14 protein-coding genes are annotated in these 19,094 nt (G+C 69.1%); 7 read left to right on the top strand and 7 right to left on the bottom strand.

The window, feature by feature from the left end; all coding sequences use genetic code 11:
• Positions 1 to 114: 114 nt before the first annotated feature.
• The 4 genes from OG389_RS08135 to OG389_RS08120 all read right to left on the bottom strand — a co-directional run bounded on the left by OG389_RS08135 (position 115) and on the right by OG389_RS08120 (position 5,262).
• On the bottom strand, positions 115 to 1,722 hold the full coding sequence (locus tag OG389_RS08135) for a glycerol-3-phosphate dehydrogenase/oxidase (RefSeq protein ID WP_328297788.1): 1,608 nt from the start codon (positions 1,720 to 1,722) through the stop codon (positions 115 to 117).
• A 40-nt stretch (positions 1,723 to 1,762) separates the two neighbouring features.
• A complete protein-coding gene (glpK, locus tag OG389_RS08130; RefSeq protein WP_328297786.1) occupies positions 1,763 to 3,304 on the bottom strand; it encodes a glycerol kinase GlpK in 1,542 nt (513 codons plus the stop codon).
• A gap of 77 nt (positions 3,305 to 3,381) precedes the next feature.
• Positions 3,382 to 4,164, bottom strand: a complete 783-nt coding sequence (locus OG389_RS08125) for an MIP/aquaporin family protein (RefSeq protein WP_328297785.1) — start codon at positions 4,162 to 4,164, stop codon at positions 3,382 to 3,384.
• A gap of 330 nt (positions 4,165 to 4,494) precedes the next feature.
• Positions 4,495 to 5,262 (bottom strand): IclR family transcriptional regulator, encoded by a 768-nt coding sequence (locus tag OG389_RS08120; protein WP_328297784.1) that lies wholly within the window; start codon positions 5,260 to 5,262, stop codon positions 4,495 to 4,497.
• Positions 5,263 to 5,524: 262 nt separating this feature from the next.
• Between OG389_RS08120 and metH the strand changes: the two genes are divergently transcribed.
• From metH to OG389_RS08100, 4 genes are all read left to right on the top strand, one after another.
• The gene (metH, locus tag OG389_RS08115) at positions 5,525 to 9,037 is read left to right on the top strand and encodes a methionine synthase (protein ID WP_328297783.1); all 3,513 of its coding nucleotides are present in this window, start codon (positions 5,525 to 5,527) and stop codon (positions 9,035 to 9,037) included.
• A 122-nt stretch (positions 9,038 to 9,159) separates the two neighbouring features.
• Positions 9,160 to 9,861 (top strand): HAD family hydrolase, encoded by a 702-nt coding sequence (locus OG389_RS08110; RefSeq protein ID WP_328297782.1) that lies wholly within the window; start codon positions 9,160 to 9,162, stop codon positions 9,859 to 9,861.
• Between the two features lie 478 nt (positions 9,862 to 10,339).
• Positions 10,340 to 11,944 (top strand): ABC transporter substrate-binding protein, encoded by a 1,605-nt coding sequence (locus OG389_RS08105; protein WP_328297781.1) that lies wholly within the window; start codon positions 10,340 to 10,342, stop codon positions 11,942 to 11,944.
• Positions 11,945 to 12,035: 91 nt separating this feature from the next.
• Positions 12,036 to 13,616, top strand: a complete 1,581-nt coding sequence (locus tag OG389_RS08100; RefSeq protein WP_443059225.1) for an ABC transporter substrate-binding protein — start codon at positions 12,036 to 12,038, stop codon at positions 13,614 to 13,616.
• A 93-nt stretch (positions 13,617 to 13,709) separates the two neighbouring features.
• Here the strand turns inward: OG389_RS08100 and OG389_RS08095 are convergent, their stop codons facing one another.
• The gene (locus tag OG389_RS08095) at positions 13,710 to 14,384 is read right to left on the bottom strand and encodes a response regulator transcription factor (RefSeq protein WP_328297779.1); all 675 of its coding nucleotides are present in this window, start codon (positions 14,382 to 14,384) and stop codon (positions 13,710 to 13,712) included.
• 88 nt (positions 14,385 to 14,472) lie between these two features.
• On the bottom strand, positions 14,473 to 15,423 hold the full coding sequence (locus tag OG389_RS08090; protein ID WP_328297778.1) for a RecB family exonuclease: 951 nt from the start codon (positions 15,421 to 15,423) through the stop codon (positions 14,473 to 14,475).
• 242 nt (positions 15,424 to 15,665) lie between these two features.
• Between OG389_RS08090 and OG389_RS08085 the strand changes: the two genes are divergently transcribed.
• The 3 genes from OG389_RS08085 to OG389_RS08075 all read left to right on the top strand — a co-directional run bounded on the left by OG389_RS08085 (position 15,666) and on the right by OG389_RS08075 (position 18,602).
• Positions 15,666 to 16,799 carry a site-2 protease family protein gene (locus tag OG389_RS08085; protein WP_328303593.1) on the top strand — a complete coding sequence of 378 codons (1,134 nt, stop codon included), beginning with the start codon at positions 15,666 to 15,668 and terminating at the stop codon, positions 16,797 to 16,799.
• Between the two features lie 18 nt (positions 16,800 to 16,817).
• Positions 16,818 to 17,774, top strand: a complete 957-nt coding sequence (locus OG389_RS08080) for a tRNA (adenine-N1)-methyltransferase (RefSeq protein WP_328297777.1) — start codon at positions 16,818 to 16,820, stop codon at positions 17,772 to 17,774.
• A gap of 303 nt (positions 17,775 to 18,077) precedes the next feature.
• Positions 18,078 to 18,602, top strand: a complete 525-nt coding sequence (locus OG389_RS08075) for a hypothetical protein (protein ID WP_328303591.1) — start codon at positions 18,078 to 18,080, stop codon at positions 18,600 to 18,602.
• A gap of 4 nt (positions 18,603 to 18,606) precedes the next feature.
• On the opposite strand, the gene OG389_RS08070 is transcribed toward OG389_RS08075, so the two are convergent.
• A complete protein-coding gene (locus tag OG389_RS08070; protein ID WP_328297776.1) occupies positions 18,607 to 18,936 on the bottom strand; it encodes a ferredoxin in 330 nt (109 codons plus the stop codon).
• Positions 18,937 to 19,094 lie beyond the last annotated feature (158 nt).

Here is a 19,094-nt window from a genome sequence, read left to right as displayed (position 1 = left end):
CGAAGTTCCCTTGCGTACGTGGGTCAGCCTAAGCCTTGATACGACGCCAGCCACAGCCCACGACAGAGGGGCGGTTCCCCTCGGAACCGCCCCCCTGCCCGTCCGCGGACGCGGTTATGCCTTCCCGGCCAGCATCTCCTCTACCCGGCCGCGCACTTCGGCGCTGTCCAGGCCGCGGACCGTCACCGTCGTACGGCGGCGCAGCACGTCGTCGGCGGTCTCGGCCCACTCGTTGTCCCGGGCGTAGGCGACCTGCGCCCAGATCTCCGGACCGTCGGGGTGGATCCGCTCGGCCAGCGCCGGGTCCTCGTTCGCGAGCCGCGCGATGTCGAAGGCCAACGAGCCGTAGTGCGAGGCCAGGTGGCGCGCGGTCAGCGGGTCCATCCGCGAGCCCGGATCGCGGTCCACGAGCAGCCGGTGCGCCACCGCGTTCGGGTTGGCGACACCGGGCAGCGCGATCCGCCGTACGAGGGACTTCACCGGCTCCATGTCCTCGGTCAGCGGGCTCCCCGGCAGCTTGGCCAGCTTGTCCATGACCACGCGGCCGATGTGCCGGTACGTGGTCCACTTGCCGCCGGCCACCGACAGCATGCCGCCCGCGCCCTCGGACACGACCGTCTCGCGCTTGGCCTTCTCCACGCCGCCGGGGCCGCCGGGCAGTACCCGCAGGCCCGCGAAGGCGTACGTCATCAGCGAACGGTCCAGGTCGGAGTCCTTCACCGAGAAGGCCGCCTCGTCCAGGATCTGCTGGATGTCGGCCTCGGTGGCGCGCACGTCCGCCGGGTCACCCTCGTACACCTCGTCCGTGGTACCCAGCAGCAGCTGGTCCTCCCACGGCAGGGCGAAGGTGATGCGGTACTTGTCGATCGGGGTGGCCATGGCGGCCTTCCACGGCGACTTGCGCTTCATCACGATGTGCGCGCCCTTGGACAGGCGGATGGACGGCATCGAGTGCTTGTCCTCCATGCGCCGCAGGTGGTCCACCCACGGGCCCGTCGCGTTGAGCACGACGCGGGCGTCCACACCGAACTCGGTGCCGTCCAGACGGTCCTTGAGCTCGGCGCCGGAGACCCGGCCGCGCGTCATGCGCAGGCCGGTGACCTCGGCGTGGTTCAGGACGACGGCGCCCGACTCCACGGCCGCGCGGACCGTCATGACGGCGACGCGCGAGTCGTTCATCTGGTGGTCGTAGTAGACGGCCACGGCCTTGAGGCCGTCCGTCTTCAGACCCGGGTTGTCGGCGGCGGCACGGGCCGGGGAGATGATCTTGCCCATGCCGTCGCCGAAGGCGGACAGCGCCGAGTACGCGAACACGCCCGCACCCAGCTTCGCGGCGCCCACCGGGCCGCCCTTGTACACCGGGAGGTAGAAGGTGAGCGGGTTGACCAGGTGCGGGGCCACGTCCTTGGCCAGCACCCGGCGCTCGTGGTGGTTCTCGGCGACCAGCTTGACCGAACCGGTCTGCAGGTAGCGCAGGCCGCCGTGGACGAGCTTCGAGGAGGCCGAGGAGGTGGCGCCGGCGAAGTCGCCGGCGTCCACCATGGCGACCCGCAGACCCGACTGCGCGGCGTGCCAGGCCACCGAGGTGCCCAGGATTCCACCGCCGATGACCAGCAGGTCGTAGGTGGCCTTCGCCAGCTGCTCACGGGTCTCGGCCCGGCTCGCGTTCGAACCGGCGGTCGGGTGCGTGCCCAGTGCGGTCACGCTCTGCAGGCTGCTCATATCTCTCTTAGCTCCTCGTCGATTGACTCAGCTGGTGCGGTCAGCTGGCGTCTTCGTCGTCGACCCAGGCCATGGAACGCTGCACGGCCTTGAGCCAGCTCTTGTACTCGCGCTCCCGCTGCTCGGCGGGCATCCGCGGGGTCCACTCCGCCGCGCGGCGCCAGTTGGCGCGCAGGGCGTCGGTGTCGGGCCAGAAGCCGACGGCCAGGCCGGCGGCGTAGGCGGCGCCGAGGCAGGTGGTCTCGGCGACCATCGGGCGCACCACGGGGGCGTCCACGAAGTCGGAGAGCGTCTGCATCAGCAGGTTGTTGGAGGTCATGCCGCCGTCGACCTTCAGGGCCGCGAGCTCGACGCCCGAGTCCTTGGTCATGGCGTCGGTGATCTCGCGGGTCTGCCAGGCGGTGGCCTCCAGGACGGCGCGGGCGATGTGCGCCTTGGTGACGTACCGGGTGAGGCCGGTGATCACGCCGCGGGCGTCGGAGCGCCAGTACGGGGCGAACAGGCCGGAGAAGGCCGGCACGAAGTAGGCGCCGCCGTTGTCCTCGACGGAGGAGGCCAGCGTCTCGATCTCGGCCGCGGACTTGATCAGGCCCATCTGGTCGCGCATCCACTGGACGAGCGAGCCGGTGACGGCGATGGAGCCCTCGAGCGCGTAGACCGGCTTCTGGTCGCCGATCTGGTAGCCGACCGTGGTCAGCAGGCCGCTGTACGAGTTGATGATCTTGTCGCCGGTGTTCATCAGCATGAACGTTCCGGTGCCGTACGTGGACTTCGCCTCGCCCTCGGCGAAACAGGTCTGGCCGAACAGCGCGGCCTGCTGGTCACCGAGCGCCGAGGCGACCGGGACGCCCGCGAGGACGCCTTCCTTGACGTGGCCGTAGACCTCGGCGGAGGACTTGATCTCCGGGAGGACGTTGAGCGGCACCTCCATGGACTCGGCGATCTTCTCGTCCCAGGCCAGGGTGTGCAGGTTCATCAGCATGGTGCGCGAGGCATTGGTGACGTCGGTGACGTGCACACCGCCCTGGGCGCCGCCGGTGAGGTTCCAGATGACCCAGGAGTCCATGGTGCCGAAGAGGATGTCCCCGGCCTCGGCGCGCTCGCGCAGGCCCTCGACGTTGTCGAGCAGCCAGCGGACCTTGGGGCCGGCGAAGTAGCTCGCCAGCGGCAGGCCGGTCTCGCGGCGGAAGCGGTCCTGGCCGACGTTGCGGCCGAGCTCCTTGCACAGGGAGTCGGTACGGGTGTCCTGCCAGACCAGCGCGTTGTGGACCGGCTCGCCGGTGTTCTTGTCCCACAGCAGGGTGGTCTCGCGCTGGTTGGTGATGCCGACGGCCTTGACGTCCGCGGCGGTGAAGCCCGGGATGTCCTGGGCGGCCCTGGAGATGGCCCCGGCGACGACCTCCTGGACGTTGGTCCAGATCTCGGCGGCGTCGTGCTCCACCCAGCCCGGCTTCGGGAAGATCTGCTCGTGCTCCTTCTGGTCGACGGCGACGATGCGGCCGTCACGGTCGAAGACGATGCAGCGGGAGGAGGTGGTGCCCTGGTCGATGGCGGCGATGAAGGGGCCGGTGCTGCTGGTCATGGTGGCTGCTCCTGGCAGGTGTCGGGGTAGGCGGAATCAGGATGGCGGTGCGGGTGGTGCCGTGGTGCCGATGCTGATCAGGCGAACGCGATGTTGTACAGACCGCCGGCGAGAGCGGCACCCGCGAGGGGGCCGAGAACCGGGATCCAGGAGTAGCTCCAGTCCGAGCCGCCCTTGTTGGGCAGCGGCAGCAGGGAGTGGACGATGCGCGGGCCGAGGTCGCGGACCGGGTTGATGGCGTAGCCGGTCGGGCCGCCCAGCGAGAGGCCGATGCCGACCACGACGAACGAGGTGATCAGGACGCCGATGACGCCGAGTCCCTTGCCGTCGTCCTGCAGGCCCTGGGTCAGGATGGCCAGGACCAGGACGGCGGTGCCGATGATCTCGGTGGTGAGGTTCTGGACGACGTTGCGGATCTCCGGGCCCGTGGAGAAGATGCCGAGGACCGGGCCGGCCATGTCGTGCGGGTGCGGGTCCTCGGGGCCGAGCTTGGCGTCGCGGATGTGCTCCGGGTCGGCCAGGTGCGCGCGGAACTGGCCGTAGTAGGCCAGCCACATCAGGACCGAGCCGATCATCGCGCCGAGGAGCTGCCCGGCGAGGTAGACCGGCACGTCGCCCCAGGCGCCGTCCTTGATGGCGATGCCGACGGTGACCGCCGGGTTGAGGTGCGCGCCCGAGAGCGGTGCGGAGACGTAGGCGGCGATCAGGACGGCGAAACCCCAGCCGAAGGTGATCGCGAGCCAGCCGGCGCCGCGGGCCTTGGAGCTCTTGAGCGTCAGGGCGGCGCAGACGCCACCACCGAGCAGGGTGAGCAGGGCGGTACCGATGGTCTCGCCGATGAAGATGTCGGAGCTGGACACCCGCGACTCCTTTGTCGTTCAGGGGTGGTCGGCCACCGGGTCCCTCCGGTGGCCCACGCACTCGGTGAGTGCTGCACCGGTCCTTGGCCTTGCCACACCCTAACGCGTATTGCCGGTAGGTGTTCGGCAATGCCGACCGATGAACGGCAGTTTTCCGCCCAGGTGAAGTGGCCGTCAAGGGTTGGCCAGGCCAATGAGCCGGATCGTTACCAGACGGTACGATCGCCCAAATTAGGCCATTGGGTGATCATCAAACGCCAAAAACCACCCAAATGCCACTCGGTGTGGCCGTTGGGTGGTCAGGGCAGAGCAATACGGGTCACGCCAAGGTCAGAACCGGCCCGCCCCGAGATCGCGCGAAACCGCCCGTGCGCAGTCCCGTACGGACGCCACCAGGGACGCCCGGGGCTCCCCGGAGTCCCCGCAGACCCGCTCCACGGCCCCCGCGACGGCCACCGCGCCGACCGGCATCCTGCGCCGGTCGTGGATGGGGGCCGCCACCGAGGCGATCCCGTCCCAGGTCTCCTCCACGTCGCTGGCCCAGCCGCGGGCCCGGATCAGGCCCAGGAGCTCCTCGAAGGCGACGCCGTCGGTGACCGTGCGGGGGGTGAAGGCCTCCCGCTCCACCTCCAGGACCTGTGTGTGCGCCACCGGGTCGTAGGCCGACAGGACCTTGCCCAGTGCCGTGGAGTGCAGGGGCTGCATGGCACCCACCTCCAGGACCTGACGGCTGTCGTCGGGCCGGAACACGTGGTGCATGATCAGCACCCCGCTCTTGTGGAGCACGCCCACGTAGACGCTCTCCCCGCTCGCGCGGGCCAGGTCGTCCGTCCACACCAGTGCGCGCGCCCGGAGCTCGTGCACGTCCAGATAGCTGTTGCCCAGGCGCAGCAGCTCGGCGCCCAGCTGGTAGCGGCCCGAGGTCGGGTCCTGCTCCACGAAGCCCTCGGCCTGCAGCGTGCGCAGGATCCCGTGTGCCGTGCCCTTGGCCAGCCCCAGGGAGGAGGCCACGTCGGAGAGTCCCAGCCGGCGCTCGCCGCCCGCCAGGAGCCGCAGCATCGCAGCGGCTCGTTCGAGCGACTGGATGTTCCGTGCCATCGCGCAGCCTCCTGCTGACGTAGTTCGACAATGCTGAACACTATCGGTCGATGCCGACTTCGTGCATGGTGGGAAGAATCCTCGGAAACGAGTCGGCCCGAAACACCCCCGGGCGAAAGTCGCCGGCCCCCGCGCACAGAATGCAGTCCGCCACGTGGACCACCCCCACCGGGGCCGGTTCGCACCGTTACCCTGGCCGCGTGCACCCTTGACACAGAGGGGGTGCAAAGCCGACAGCCGTCGCATCCCAGGGAGCTCACCCATGGCCTCGTTGCCTAACCCGCCCGCAGACACCCAGACCCGGGCCGATGCCCTGCGCCAGGCACTGGCGACCCGTGTGGTCGTCGCCGACGGAGCCATGGGAACGATGCTCCAGGCGCAGGACCCCTCCCTGGACGACTTCGAACAGCTCGAAGGCTGCAACGAGGTCCTCAACGTCACCCGCCCCGACATCGTGGCCAACGTGCACCGCGAGTACTTCGAGGCCGGCGTCGACTGCGTCGAGACCAACACCTTCGGCACCAACTACGCCGCCCTCGCCGAGTACGACATCGCCGACCGCAACCACGAGCTGTCCGTGGCCGGCGCCCGTATCGCCCGGGAGGTCGCCGACGAGTTCACTGCCGCCACCGGGCAGCAGCGCTGGGTCCTGGGTTCCATGGGCCCCGGCACCAAGCTGCCGACGCTCGGCCACATCGACTACGGCACCATCCGCGACGCCTACCAGATCAACGCCGAAGGACTGATCACCGGCGGTGCCGACGCGCTGCTGGTGGAGACGACGCAGGACCTCCTGCAGACGAAGTCCTCCATCGTGGGTGCCCGGCGGGCGATGGAGGCCCTGGGTGTCTCCGTGCCGCTGATCTGCTCGGTGACGGTGGAGACCACGGGCACGATGCTGCTGGGTTCGGAGATCGGTGCGGCGTTGACGGCGCTGGAGCCGCTGGGCATCGACATGATCGGTCTGAACTGCGCGACGGGTCCGGCGGAGATGAGCGAGCACCTGCGCTACCTGGCGCGGAACTCCCGGATCCCGCTCTCGTGCATGCCGAATGCCGGTCTGCCGGTCCTGGGCAAGAACGGCGCGCACTACCCCCTCTCGGCGAGTGAGCTGGCGGACGCGCAGGAGACCTTCGTGCGCGAGTACGGCCTCTCGCTGGTGGGCGGCTGCTGCGGTACGACTCCGGAGCACCTGCGGCAGGTCGTGGAGCGGGTCCGCGACCTCAGCCCGGCCACCCGTGACCCCCGCCCCGAGCCGGGTGCGTCCTCGCTCTACCAGACGGTGCCGTTCCGCCAGGACGTCTCGTACATGGCGATCGGCGAGCGGACGAACGCCAACGGTTCGAAGAAGTTCCGGGACGCGATGCTGGAGGCGCGTTGGGACGATTGCGTGGAGATGGTCCGTGACCAGATCCGCGAGGGCGCGCACATGCTCGACCTGTGCGTGGACTACGTGGGCCGTGACGGTGTGGCGGACATGCGGGAGCTGGCCGGCCGCTTCGCCACGGCTTCGACACTGCCGATCGTTCTGGACTCGACCGAGGTTCCCGTTCTGCGGGCGGGTCTGGAGAAGATCGGTGGCCGTGCGGTCATCAACTCGGTGAACTACGAGGACGGTGACGGTCCGGAGTCGCGGTTCGCGAAGGTCACCGCGCTGGCGCGGGAGCACGGTGCCGCGCTGATCGCGCTGACCATCGACGAAGAGGGCCAGGCCCGCACGGTCGAGCACAAGGTCGCGATCGCGGAGCGGCTGATCGAGGATCTGACGGGGAACTGGGGGATCCACGAGTCGGACATCCTCATCGACACCCTGACCTTCACGATCTGCACCGGCCAGGAGGAGTCCCGTAAGGACGGCATCGCCACGATCGAGTCGATCCGTGAGCTCAAGCGCCGTCACCCGGACGTGCAGACGACTCTGGGTCTGTCGAACATCTCCTTCGGCCTCAACCCGGCCGCGCGTGTCCTGCTGAACTCCGTGTTCCTCGACGAGTGCGTCAAGGCGGGCCTGGACTCCGCGATCGTCCACGCCAGCAAGATCCTGCCGATCGCCCGCTTCGACGACGAGCAGGTCGGTACCGCCCTGGACCTGATCTACGACCGTCGCGCCGAGGGTTACGACCCGCTGCAGAAGCTGATGGCGCTCTTCGAGGGCGTCAACACCAAGTCCCTGAAGGCGGGCCGCGCCGAGGAGCTCTTGGCCCTGCCGCTGGACGAGCGCCTGCAGCGCCGCATCATCGACGGCGAGAAGAACGGCCTGGAAGCCGATCTGGACGAGGCCCTGGAGACTCGGCCGGCCCTGGACATCGTCAACGACACCCTCCTGGAGGGCATGAAGGTCGTCGGTGAGCTCTTCGGCTCCGGCCAGATGCAGCTGCCGTTCGTGCTCCAGTCCGCCGAAGTGATGAAGACCGCGGTCGCCCACCTGGAACCGCACATGGAGAAGAGCGACGACGAGGGCAAGGGCACCATCGTCCTCGCCACCGTGCGCGGTGATGTCCATGACATCGGGAAGAACCTCGTGGACATCATCTTGTCCAACAACGGCTACAACGTCGTGAACATCGGCATCAAGCAGCCGGTCTCGGCGATCCTGGAGGCCGCGCAGGAGCACAAGGCCGATGTGATCGGTATGTCGGGTCTGCTGGTGAAGTCGACGGTGATCATGAAGGAGAACCTGGAGGAGCTCAACCAGCGCAAGCTGGCGGCCGACTACCCGGTCATCCTCGGCGGCGCGGCCCTGACCCGGGCCTACGTCGAACAGGACCTCCACGAGATCTACGAGGGCGAGGTCCGCTACGCCCGCGACGCCTTCGAGGGCCTGCGCCTCATGGACGCCCTCATCGCCGTCAAGCGCGGAGTCCCCGGTGCCACCCTCCCCGAACTCAAACAACGCCGCGTCGCCAAGCGGGACACCCCGGTCCCGCAGGCGGAGGAGGCGGAGGAGCCGGGCGGCCGCTCCGACACCTCCACCGACAACCCGGTGCCCACCCCGCCGTTCTGGGGCACCCGCGTCGTCAAGGGCATCCCGCTCAAGGACTACGCCTCCTGGCTCGACGAGGGCGCCCTCTTCAAGGGGCAGTGGGGCCTCAAGCAGGCCCGCGCGGGCGGAGCCACGTACGAGGAGCTCGTCGAGAGCGAGGGCCGTCCGCGCCTGCGCGGGCTGCTCGACAAGCTGCACACCGAGAACCTGCTCGAAGCCGCGGTCGTCTACGGATACTTCCCCTGCGTCTCCAAGGGCGAAGACCTGATCATCCTCGACGACGCCGGCAACGAGCGGACCCGCTTCACCTTCCCGCGCCAGCGCCGCGGCCGGCGCCTGTGCCTCGCCGACTTCTTCCGCCCGGAGGAATCCGGCGAGATCGACGTCGTCGGCCTCCAGGTCGTCACCGTCGGCTCCAGGATCGGCGAGGCCACCGCCAAGCTGTTCGCCTCCGACTCCTACCGCGAGTACCTCGAGCTGCACGGCCTGTCCGTCCAGCTCGCCGAGGCCATGGCCGAGTACTGGCACGCCCGCGTCCGCGCCGAGCTCGGATTCGGCGGCGAGGACCCCTCCAAGGTCGAGGACATGTTCGACCTCAAGTACCGCGGCGCCCGCTTCTCCCTCGGCTACGGCGCCTGCCCCGACCTGGAGGACCGCGCCAAGATCGCCGACCTCCTCCAGCCCGAGCGCATCGGCGTCCACCTTTCGGAGGAATTCCAGCTCCACCCGGAGCAGTCCACCGACGCGATCGTCATCCACCACCCCGAAGCGAAGTATTTCAACGCACGCTGAGACGGACCGGCGTACACTTGTCGGTCCCATACAGGCCGGTCACCTGTTCCCCCGGGTATGCCCCCCGGAGGTGAGGTGACCGGCCTTCTCGTCCCCCCGGGGACCTTCAGAGAGGTGCGCGCATGACGAGCACAGTCCCCGCCCCCGTCGCCCGTACGGCCGACGGACATGCCCTGCAGGCGGTGCTGCTCGACATGGACGGCACCCTCGTCGACACCGAGGGTTTCTGGTGGGAGATCGAGGTCGGCGTCTTCGGTGAACTCGGCCACCGCCTCGACGAGTCCTGGCGGGACATCGTCGTCGGCGGCCCCATGACACGCAGTGCCGGGTTCCTCATCGAATCCACCGGCGCAGACATCGACCTCGCAGAACTCAGCGTCCTGCTCAACGAGCGCTTCGAAGCCCGCATCGCCGACCGCGTCCCCCTCATGCCCGGCGCCGAACGGCTGCTGACCGAACTGGCCCGGCACAACGTCCCCACCGCCCTCGTCTCCGCCTCCCACCGGCGCGTCATCGACCAGGTCCTGCTCACCCTGGGCCGCGACCGCTTCACCATGACGATCGCCGGCGACGAGGTCGCGCGCACCAAGCCACACCCCGACCCCTACCTCCTCGCCGCCAGCGCCCTCGGCGCGCACCCCTCGCGCTGCGCCGTCATCGAGGACACCGCCACCGGAGTGGCCGCCGCCGAGGCCGCCGGCTGCCGGGTCGTCGCCATCCCCTCCGTCGGCCTGATCGCACCCGCCCCGGGCCGCACCGTCGTCCGCTCGCTCGAGGACGTGGACCTGCCCTTCCTGCGCTCCCTCATCACTCCGATGAACTGACCGCGCACACTGTGTACGGACGATCCGCCCCAGGACCGAGGCCCCGCGGGCGGATTTTTCGCGCCGTACCCGGGAGGCCGAAATTCCATCGATCCCGCCACAGTTGTCCCGGGTGACCTTAGTCACCCACAAGGCCCCGTTCGCACCACTCCGCACCCTCCCGCACGACCCCTTGTGTCCGCATTGATCAGTACCTGACCGATCTGCGCACGGCTCCGCGCACACCTCCGGTCAACTCCCGCAACGGAGCGGTCACGGACCCGATCCAGGTGGTTCAAGCGACCCCTCCGCAGGCCACTAGTGTCGATCCGGGCACTGCGCCGCACCTCAGCCGTCCCGGAAACACACCCCTGTTTCCGGAACCGCGTGGACCGATCGTCACAACACCGGCCCGATCGTTCCGCCCAGAACGGGCGACCGCCGCGATGCCCTCCACGCCAGCTTTGAACAAGTGCCGGGTCGAGGGAGTACTTCCAGCATGAACCGCAAGACCATGGCGCTGACGGCAGCCGCCGGACTGCTCACCCCCGCGCTGACCGCCTGCGGCAGCACCAGCGGAGCAGGAGCGGGGTCCGGGGCGATCGTCGTCGGCACCACCGACCGGTTCGAGGCGGCCGAATACGCTCCCGCCCCGCTCGACCCTGCCTACGCCTACGACGCCGGCACCTGGAACATCCTGCGCCAGACCGTGCAGACGCTCATGCACACCCCGCGCGGCGGCGGCCAGCCCGTCCCCGAAGCGGCCTCCGACTGCCGCTTCACCGACACCGGCAACGAGAGCTACCGCTGCACCCTGCGCCCCGGCCTCAAGTTCGCCGGCGGAGACCCGCTCACCGCACAGGACGTCAAGTTCTCCATCGAGCGCGTGCTCGCCATCAAGGACGAGAACGGCCCCTCCTCGCTGCTCTCCACCATCGACACCGTCGAGACCAAGGGCACCGACACCGTCGTCTTCCACCTGAAGACCTCCGACGCGACCTTCCCGTACAAGCTCTCCACCCCGGCCGCGGGTATCGTCAGTGCCAAGAAGTACGACGCCAGGAAGCTCCGCCCCGGCTTCGCAGTCGACGGCTCCGGCCCCTACACGATGAAGGCCGAAGTCAAGGACAATCGCCTCGTCCGCGCCGTCTTCAGCAAGAACCCGAACTACAAGGGTGACCTGAAGCTCCAGAACGACAAGGCGGAACTCCGCACCTTCGACGACTCCGACGCCATGGGCAAGGCCCTGGAACACGGCACCGTCCACATGGTCTCCCGCACCCTGTCGCCGGCCCAGATCACCGAGCTCTCCGCCAAGCCCCCCAAGGGCATCAAGCTCGTCCCCCTGCCCGGCCTGGAGATCCGCTACCTCGGCTTCAACACCGACGCCCCGGTCGTCAAGGACAAGGCCGTACGCCAGGCCCTCGCAGCAGCCGTCGACCGCAACGCGATCATCGCCAAGGTGTACGGCAAGTCCGCGCAGCCCCTGTACTCACTGGTCCCCACCAGCGTCACCGGCCACGTCAACTCCTTCTTCAACAAGTACGGCGAGGCCAACACCACCAAGGCCGCCGACCTGCTGAAGGCCGCCGGGATCAAGACGCCGGTCAAGCTGACCCTCAACTACACCAACGATCACTACGGCGAAGGCACCGCGGCAGAGTTCGAAGCACTCAAGACCCAGCTGAACTCCACCCAGCTCTTCGACGTCACCGTCCAGGGAACCGACTGGGCCGCCTTCCGGCCCGCCCAGAAGAAGGGCGACTACGCTGCCTACGGGCTCGGCTGGTTCCCGGACTACCCCGACGCCGACAACTTCCTCGCCCCGTTCCTGGAGCAGGACAACTTCCTCGGCACGCCGTACGCCAACACCGCGGTGCGCACCAAGCTCATACCCGAATCGCGCCGCGCCGTCGACCGGGGCGTCGCCGCCCCCGCTATCGCGGAGATGCAGGACATCGTCGCCGAGGACGTACCCGTCCTGCCCCTGTGGCAGGGCAAGCAGTACGTCGCCGCACGCGACGGGATCACCGGAGTGGAGTGGTCGGTCAACTCCATCGCCGACCTCCAGCTGTGGGAACTCGGCCGCGGCGTCAGCGGCTGACCCCACACCCGCCGGCCCGGGACCGCACCCCGGGCCGGAACGAACACACCAGACGAGCCAGTGAGACTGCAAGACTGTGAAGGACGATCGCGTGATGAGACGTAACCAGTGGTTGGTGGCCCCCCTCGGCGCGGCCACCGCCGCCGCCCTGCTCAGCGGTTGCGGTGCGACGGGCGGATCCAGTGCCGGCAGCGGCAAGGGCGTCGTCATGGGCATTTCGGACAAGGTGAAGGCCACCGACCCGGCCTCGGGCTACGACCCCGGCTCCTGGCTGCTCTTCAACAACGTCTACCAGTCCCTGCTCAGCTTCCCCAAGGGCGGCACCACCCCCGAGCCCGACGCCGCGCAGGCCTGCGGCTTCGAGGGCGGCGAGAGCCGGACGTACAAGTGCACCCTGCGCGGCGGCCTGAAGTTCAGCAACGGCCACAGCCTCACGGCGAAGGACGTCAAGTACTCCTTCGAGCGCACCCTGAAGATCAACGACGAGAACGGCCCCGCCGTCATGCTGGCGTCGATCGGCTCGATCGACACCCCCGACGACAAGACCGTGATCTTCCACCTCAAGACCCCCGACGCGACCTTCCCGAGCAAGATCGCATCGGGCGCCGGCTCCATCGTCGACCACGCGGAGTACCCCGCGGACAAGCTGCGCACCGACGGCAAGGCCATCGGCTCCGGCGTGTACAAGCTGGACTCCATCGACAAAAAGAGCGCCAGCTTCTCCGTCAGCGACAGCTACAGCGGCAAGGCCAAGCCGAAGAACAGCGGCGTCACCATGAAGTTCTTCAACGAGGACCAGGCCGCCCTCAAGAAGGTCCTCGAAAGCGGAGACGTCGACTTCGCCTTCCGCGGCCTGGCGGCCAAGGACATCGCCGGCCTCGCCTCCCAGAGCGGCGACCAGAAGATCGAAGTCATCCAGGGCGCCGGCGCCGAGGTCGAACACCTCGTCTTCAACATGAGCGACCCCGTCGCCGGGAAACTCCCCGTCCGCAAGGCCTTCGCCTACCTCGTCGACCGCGAAGCCCTCGTCAAGCAGGTCTACGACGGCACCGCCACCTCGCTCTACTCCATCGTCCCGGCCGGCATCGGCTCCCACACCACCGCCTTCTTCGACCGCTACGGCGGCACCCCCCAGCCCGAGAAGGCCAAGGCCGTCCTGCGCACCGCGGGCATCAAGGACAAGGTGAAGATCACCCTGTACTCGACGCCCAGCCGCTACGGGCCCTCGACCGACCAGGAATTCCAGCTCATCGCCAAGCAGCTCAACGACAGCGGCCTCTTCGAGGCCGACGTCAAGTCCATCGAGTTCGAGCAGTACGAGAAGGACATCCAGGACGGCAAGTACGGCGTCTACGTCAAGGGCTGGGTCCCCGACTACCCCGACGCCGACAACTTCACGCAGCCCTTCTTCGGGCCCGACAACGTGCTGCACAACAACTACGAGAACAAGGAGATCACCGGGACGATCATCCCGTCGACCTCCGCGAAGTCCGACCGCACCGCCGCCACCACCGACTACAACCGCCTCCAGGACATCGTCGCCGACGAGATCCCGCTCCTCCCGCTCTGGCAGAGCAAGCAGTACGCCGTCACCCGCCCGAACGTGACCGGCCTGCAGTGGTCCCTGGACGCCTCCACCGTCTTCCGCTTCTGGGAGATCAGCAAGGGCTGAACCGCCCCGCCCCCCGCGCACGAGAACGGGCCCGCCTCCGCGTCACGCGGAAGCGGGCCCGACCCCATGCGGACACACGCGCACCCGAGACCGCTACTGACCGGCCCCCGGCCGCACCAGACCGCTCTCGTACGCGTACACCGCCGCCTGCACCCGGTCACGCAGGCCCAGCTTCGTCAGCACATGACCCACATGCGTCTTCACCGTCGTCTCGCTCACGAACAGATCCGCCGCGATCTCCGCGTTCGACAACCCCCGGGCCACCAGCTTCAGCACCTCGACCTCACGCTCGGTCAACGTACCGATCATGTCCGGAACACGATCCTCGCCCGACGGCAGATGACCCGCGTACTTGTCCAGCAGCCGGCGCGTGATGCTCGGCGCGAGCATCGCCTCACCACCCGCCACCACCCGGATCGCCTGCACCAGCTCCACGGCCGGCGCATCCTTCAGCAGGAACCCACTGGCCCCCGCCCGCAACGCCTCCACCACGTACTCGTCCAGATCGAAGGTCGTCAGCACCAGCACCTTCGCCGGACCGTCCCGCCCCGGACCCGTGATCTGCCGCGTCGCCTCCACCCCGTCCATCCGCGGCATCCGGATGTCCATCAGCACCACATCGGGCTGCAGCGCCCGCACCTGATCCAGCGCCTGCAGACCGTCCCCGGCCTCACCGACCACCGCCAAGTCCTCCTCGGCCTCCAGGATCATCCGGAAACCGGTGCGCAGCAGCGGCTGGTCGTCCACCAGCAGTACGCGGATCGCCACGGGGTCTACCTCGTATTCGTCGGACAGCAACGGGGAACCCGGCCCATTCTGCCCTGACCCGGAGAACGGACTCCCGCTCCGCGCCCTCCTAGGACCCCGAGGGCTCCCCGGCCCCCGACGGCCCCCCGGACTCCTCACGCGCCGCGGGCACCCCCGGGCCGTAGTCGGCGGAGACCGTCAGAGGGTAGACCGGGGGAGTACCCCCGAACTCCGGACACACCGCCTGATGATCACACCAGCCGCACAGCTTCGTCCTCCGCGGCCGCCAGTCACCCGTCCGCGTCGCCTCCCGGATCGCGTCCCACAGCGCCAGCAGCTTGCGCTCCATCCGCTCCAGGTCCTCGATCACCGGGTCGTACGTCACCACGTCCCCACTGCCCAGGTACACCAGCTGCAGCCGCCGCGGCACCACCCGCTTCAGCCGCCACACCACCAGCGCGTAGAACTTCATCTGGAACAGCGCACCCTCGGCGTACTCCGGCCGCGGCGCCTTGCCCGTCTTGTAGTCGACGATCCGCACCTCACCCGACGGCGCCACGTCCACCCGGTCGATGATCCCGCGCAGCCGCAGCCCCGACTCCAGCTCCGTCTCCACGAAGAACTCCCGCTCCACCGGCTCCAGCCGCGTCGGGTCCTCCAGCGTGAACCACCGGTCCACCAGCGCCTCGGCCTCCGTCAGCCACCGCGCCAGCCCCGCCCCCTCGTCACCCTCCGGGAACAGCTCCGTCAACTCCGGCCTCGACTCCACCAGCCGGTCCCACTGCCCCGGGATCAACGCCTTCGCCCGCGGCGCCGTCCGCTCCTGCGCCGGATGATCGAAGAGCCGCTCCAACACCGCGTGGACCAGCGTCCCCCGCGTAGCCGCCGCACTCGGCTTCTCCGGCAACTTGTCGATCACCCGGAACCGGTACAGCAGCGGACACCGCATGAAATCACTCGCCCGCGAAGGCGACAGCGAAGAAGGCGCCACGGCCACCACCTGGCCGGGCACGGAACAGGGCGCTGCGTCGTCCGGACCGCTGCCGGGGCTCGTCGTCATACGCAAAACCCTACGACCCGCCACCGACAGCACGCGCATACCATCGACGCCGACCCCCCTCGCACTGCATGATCGGAGCATCACACCGCGCAACGGCACACCCGGACACCACGGGAATAAGCACAAGAACCACCCGGCGCACCACAGCGCCGGACAGCAGCGAACGAAGGAAATCCGTGGCAGACACCGACGAAACCGGCGAGCGCGCGGGCCGGCGCTCAGGACCGGGCGGCGGACTCCTCATGGGCCGCCCCTTCGGCGTACCCGTCTACGTCTCGCCCAGCTGGTTCCTCGTCGCCGCCCTCATCACCTGGGTCTTCGGCGACCAGCTCGACCGCATCCTCCCCGACCTCGGCCCCCTGCGCTACCTCGTGGCCCTCTTCTTCGCCGTCGCCTTCTACGCCTCGGTACTCGTCCACGAACTCGCCCACACCGTCGCAGCCCTCCGCTTCAAACTCCCCGTGCGCCGCATCCAGCTCCAGTTCTTCGGCGGCGTATCCGAGATCGAGAAGGAATCCGAGACCCCCGGCCGCGAATTCGTCCTCGCCTTCGTCGGCCCCCTGCTCTCCCTCCTCCTCGCCGGCGCCTTCTACCTCGGCATGAAAGCCGTCGAACCCGCCAGCGTCCCCGGCGTCCTCCTCGCCGGCCTCATGATCTCCAACCTCCTCGTCGCCGCCTTCAACCTCCTCCCCGGCCTGCCCCTCGACGGCGGCCGCATGCTCCGCGCCGTCATCTGGGGCATCACCGGCAAACCCATGACCGGCACCATCGCCGCCGCCTGGGCCGGACGCGCCCTCGCCGTCGCCGTCCTGCTCGGCCTGCCCCTCCTGAACTACACCGGAACCCTCGGCAACCGGACCGACACCATCGGCGGCATGGACACCGTCATGGACGCCCTCCTCGCCGCGATCCTCGCCGCCATCATCTGGACCGGCGCCGGCAACAGCCTGCGCGTCGCGCGCCTGCGCGAACACCTCCCGGAACTCCACGCCCGCAAACTCACCCGCCGCGCCATCCCCGTCGAGAACGCCACCCCCCTCTCCGAAGCCCTGCGACGCGCCAACGAATCCGGCGCCCGGGCCCTCGTCGTCGTCGACGGACTGGGCGACCCCACCGGCATCGTCCGCGAGAGCGCCATCGCCTCTGTCCCCGAACACCGCCGCCCCTGGGTCGCCGTCGGCACCCTCGCCCAGGACCTCACCGACGGCATGAAGGTTTCAGCGGAACTCACCGGCGAAGAACTCCTCGACCACCTGCGCACCACCCCCGCCAGCGAGTACCTCGTACTCCAGCCGGACGGCGCGATCTACGGCGTCCTCTCCACCCTCGACGTGGAAAAGGCCTTCGTGAAGGCCATGGCGCGGCCCCAGTCCTGAAGCCAATACACTGGTCACATGTCCGAACCGACCGGTGCCGCCCGCCGACGCGGGCCCTTCAAGGTCGGGGACCAGGTTCAGCTCACCGACCCCAAGGGCCGCCACTACACGTTCACGCTCGAAGCCGGGAAGAACTTCCACACCCACAAGGGTGCCTTCCCGCACGACGAGCTGATCGGCTCCCCCGAGGGAAGCGTTGTCCGTACCACGGGCAACGTCGCCTACCTCGCGCTGCGTCCCCTGCTCCCCGACTACGTCCTGTCCATGCCCCGCGGTGCCGCCGTGGTCTACCCCAAGGACGCGGGCCAGATCCTGGCCTTCGCCGACATCTTCCCCGGCGCCCGAGTCGTGGAAGCCGGTGTGGGCTCCGGCTCCCTGAGCAGCTTCCTGCTGCGCGCCATCGGCGACCAGGGCATGCTCCACAGCTACGAGCGCCGCCCGGACTTCGCCGAGATCGCCACGGCCAACGTCGAGCGCTACTTCGGCGGCCCGCACCCGGCGTGGCAGCTGACCGTGGGCGACCTCCAGGACAACCTGTCCGACACGGACGTCGACCGCGTGATCCTCGACATGCTCGCCCCCTGGGAATGCCTGGAGGCCGTCTCCAAGGCACTGGTCCCCGGCGGCATCCTCTGCTGCTATGTGGCCACCACCACCCAGCTCTCCCGGACCGTCGAATCCATCCGCGAGTTCGGCTGCTACGCCGAACCGCAGCCCTGGGAATCGATGATCCGCAACTGGCACGTCGAAGGCCTGGCCGTCCGCCCGGACCACCGCATGATCGGCCACACCGGTTTCCTCGTCACCGCCCGCCGCCTCGCGGACGGCGTCGAGCCGCCCATGCGCCGCCGCCGCCCCTCCAAGGGCGCCTACGGCGAGGACTACGACGGCCCCGGCAGCCGGTCCGCCGCGAAGACCGCCGACACCGCGGCCGCTGCCGACACCGCTGCCGACACCCCCGGCGACCGCGACTGAGCAGCGCACGACCGGCCGCGAGGCCACCCAACACAAGGACGCTGTGGCGCAGTTCCCCCGGAACAACCGGGAACTGCGCCACAGCGTCTATTCGTTGCCCTGCGGGCAGACCCCCCGCGCGCGAACCGGGCCGGCCCGGACCCAGCCGTTCCGCCCTGATGTGAGGTGTGGCACGATGCTGGCTCCCCGTCACCCTTCGCACAGGAGACACCCCGCGTGCCGCACAGCCCCGCCGAGCCGGCGCCGCACACCCCGGCGCACCACCGGACCCGGCCCGTCCACTGGCTCGCCACCCTCACCGCCATGGCCGCCGTCATAGCCGGCGCGGGCCTCCTGCAGCCCGGCCGGGCCACAGGCGCCTCCGCGGAGCCACCGCGCCCCACGGGCCCGGCCGACCCCGCCGGCGGCCCCGGGGTATCCGCTCCCGACGCGCACGCGGTCACGTACCCCCTGGACTGCAAGGGCGCCCCGCAGGCCGTCGTGGCCACCGCCGAAGGCGATCTGGACGGCGACGGCCGCCCCGAAACCGTGGCGGCCGTCCGCTGCGACGCCGGTTCGGGGACCCCGCCGCACGCGATCTACGTCCTCACGCGGGACCCGGCGAAGGGGGCCGGCCCCCGGGTCGTCGCCACCCTGCTCGAAGCCGCCCGCAGGCAGACCACGACCGATCTCACCATCAGTGACGGGGTGGTCACGGCGAACCTCCTCGGGTACTCCTCGTCCGAAGTGCCCCGTTACGCCCCCGACACCAAGCAGCTCGCCAAGTGGCGCTGGACCGGCGGAAAATTCCGCCAGGAGCTTATGGAATCAACCCTCTCGGGTGTTTGAACCGTCACACCGCATCAGGGCCGAAGACCTCTACACTGTCCGAAACCCGCCTTACGTGGATGCAGTCCCCGGGGCATTCCTTAGCCGAATCCACCACGTCCTGGAGCAGTACCAGCGGAACCGGAGTCGTCGCCCCCGCCTCCACGAGCAGCTCGTCATCGGGACTCTTCACGTACGCCAGACCATCAATGTCCAGCTCGAAGACCTCCGGCGCGTACTGCACGCAGATTCCGTCGCCGGTGCACAGGTCCTGATCGATCCAGACCTCGAGCGGCTCTCCGGCGTCGCCGGCGCCTGCGGCCCGCTCGGTGGTTGCGGCCTGCTGCACGGTCATATCTCCTGCCGTTCCCTGCTGTGAGTGATCCATTCCGGTCACAACTCGAGGCAAGTCGCGCGAGCCGTGACGGGTGTTGAACAGTTCGACCTTACAACCGGCTGCTTTCCGATGTTGATGGGTGGGTATTTCCTTGGCAGGAGGGAGTACGCAAGGGT

This window comes from Streptomyces sp. NBC_00435, assembly GCF_036014235.1.
In the GTDB taxonomy this organism is placed as follows: domain Bacteria; phylum Actinomycetota; class Actinomycetes; order Streptomycetales; family Streptomycetaceae; genus Streptomyces.
The sequence above is the reverse complement of the archived record's forward strand: the minus strand, read 5'-3'. Positions and strand labels throughout refer to the sequence as shown.

What these genes read in the sequence shown, in the direction of transcription:
- OG389_RS08135 (WP_328297788.1), bottom strand. Translation starts at nt 1,722, where the DNA reads ATGAGCAGCCTGCAGAGCGTGACCGCACTGGGCACGCACCCGACCGCC.
- glpK (WP_328297786.1), bottom strand. Translation starts at nt 3,304, where the DNA reads ATGACCAGCAGCACCGGCCCCTTCATCGCCGCCATCGACCAGGGCACC.
- OG389_RS08120 (WP_328297784.1), bottom strand. Translation starts at nt 5,262, where the DNA reads ATGGCACGGAACATCCAGTCGCTCGAACGAGCCGCTGCGATGCTGCGG.
- metH (WP_328297783.1), top strand. Translation starts at nt 5,525, where the DNA reads ATGGCCTCGTTGCCTAACCCGCCCGCAGACACCCAGACCCGGGCCGAT.
- OG389_RS08110 (WP_328297782.1), top strand. Translation starts at nt 9,160, where the DNA reads ATGACGAGCACAGTCCCCGCCCCCGTCGCCCGTACGGCCGACGGACAT.
- OG389_RS08105 (WP_328297781.1), top strand. Translation starts at nt 10,340, where the DNA reads ATGAACCGCAAGACCATGGCGCTGACGGCAGCCGCCGGACTGCTCACC.
- OG389_RS08090 (WP_328297778.1), bottom strand. Translation starts at nt 15,423, where the DNA reads ATGACGACGAGCCCCGGCAGCGGTCCGGACGACGCAGCGCCCTGTTCC.
- OG389_RS08085 (WP_328303593.1), top strand. Translation starts at nt 15,666, where the DNA reads ATGGGCCGCCCCTTCGGCGTACCCGTCTACGTCTCGCCCAGCTGGTTC.
- OG389_RS08080 (WP_328297777.1), top strand. Translation starts at nt 16,818, where the DNA reads ATGTCCGAACCGACCGGTGCCGCCCGCCGACGCGGGCCCTTCAAGGTC.
- OG389_RS08075 (WP_328303591.1), top strand. Translation starts at nt 18,078, where the DNA reads ATGGCCGCCGTCATAGCCGGCGCGGGCCTCCTGCAGCCCGGCCGGGCC.
- OG389_RS08070 (WP_328297776.1), bottom strand. Translation starts at nt 18,936, where the DNA reads ATGACCGTGCAGCAGGCCGCAACCACCGAGCGGGCCGCAGGCGCCGGC.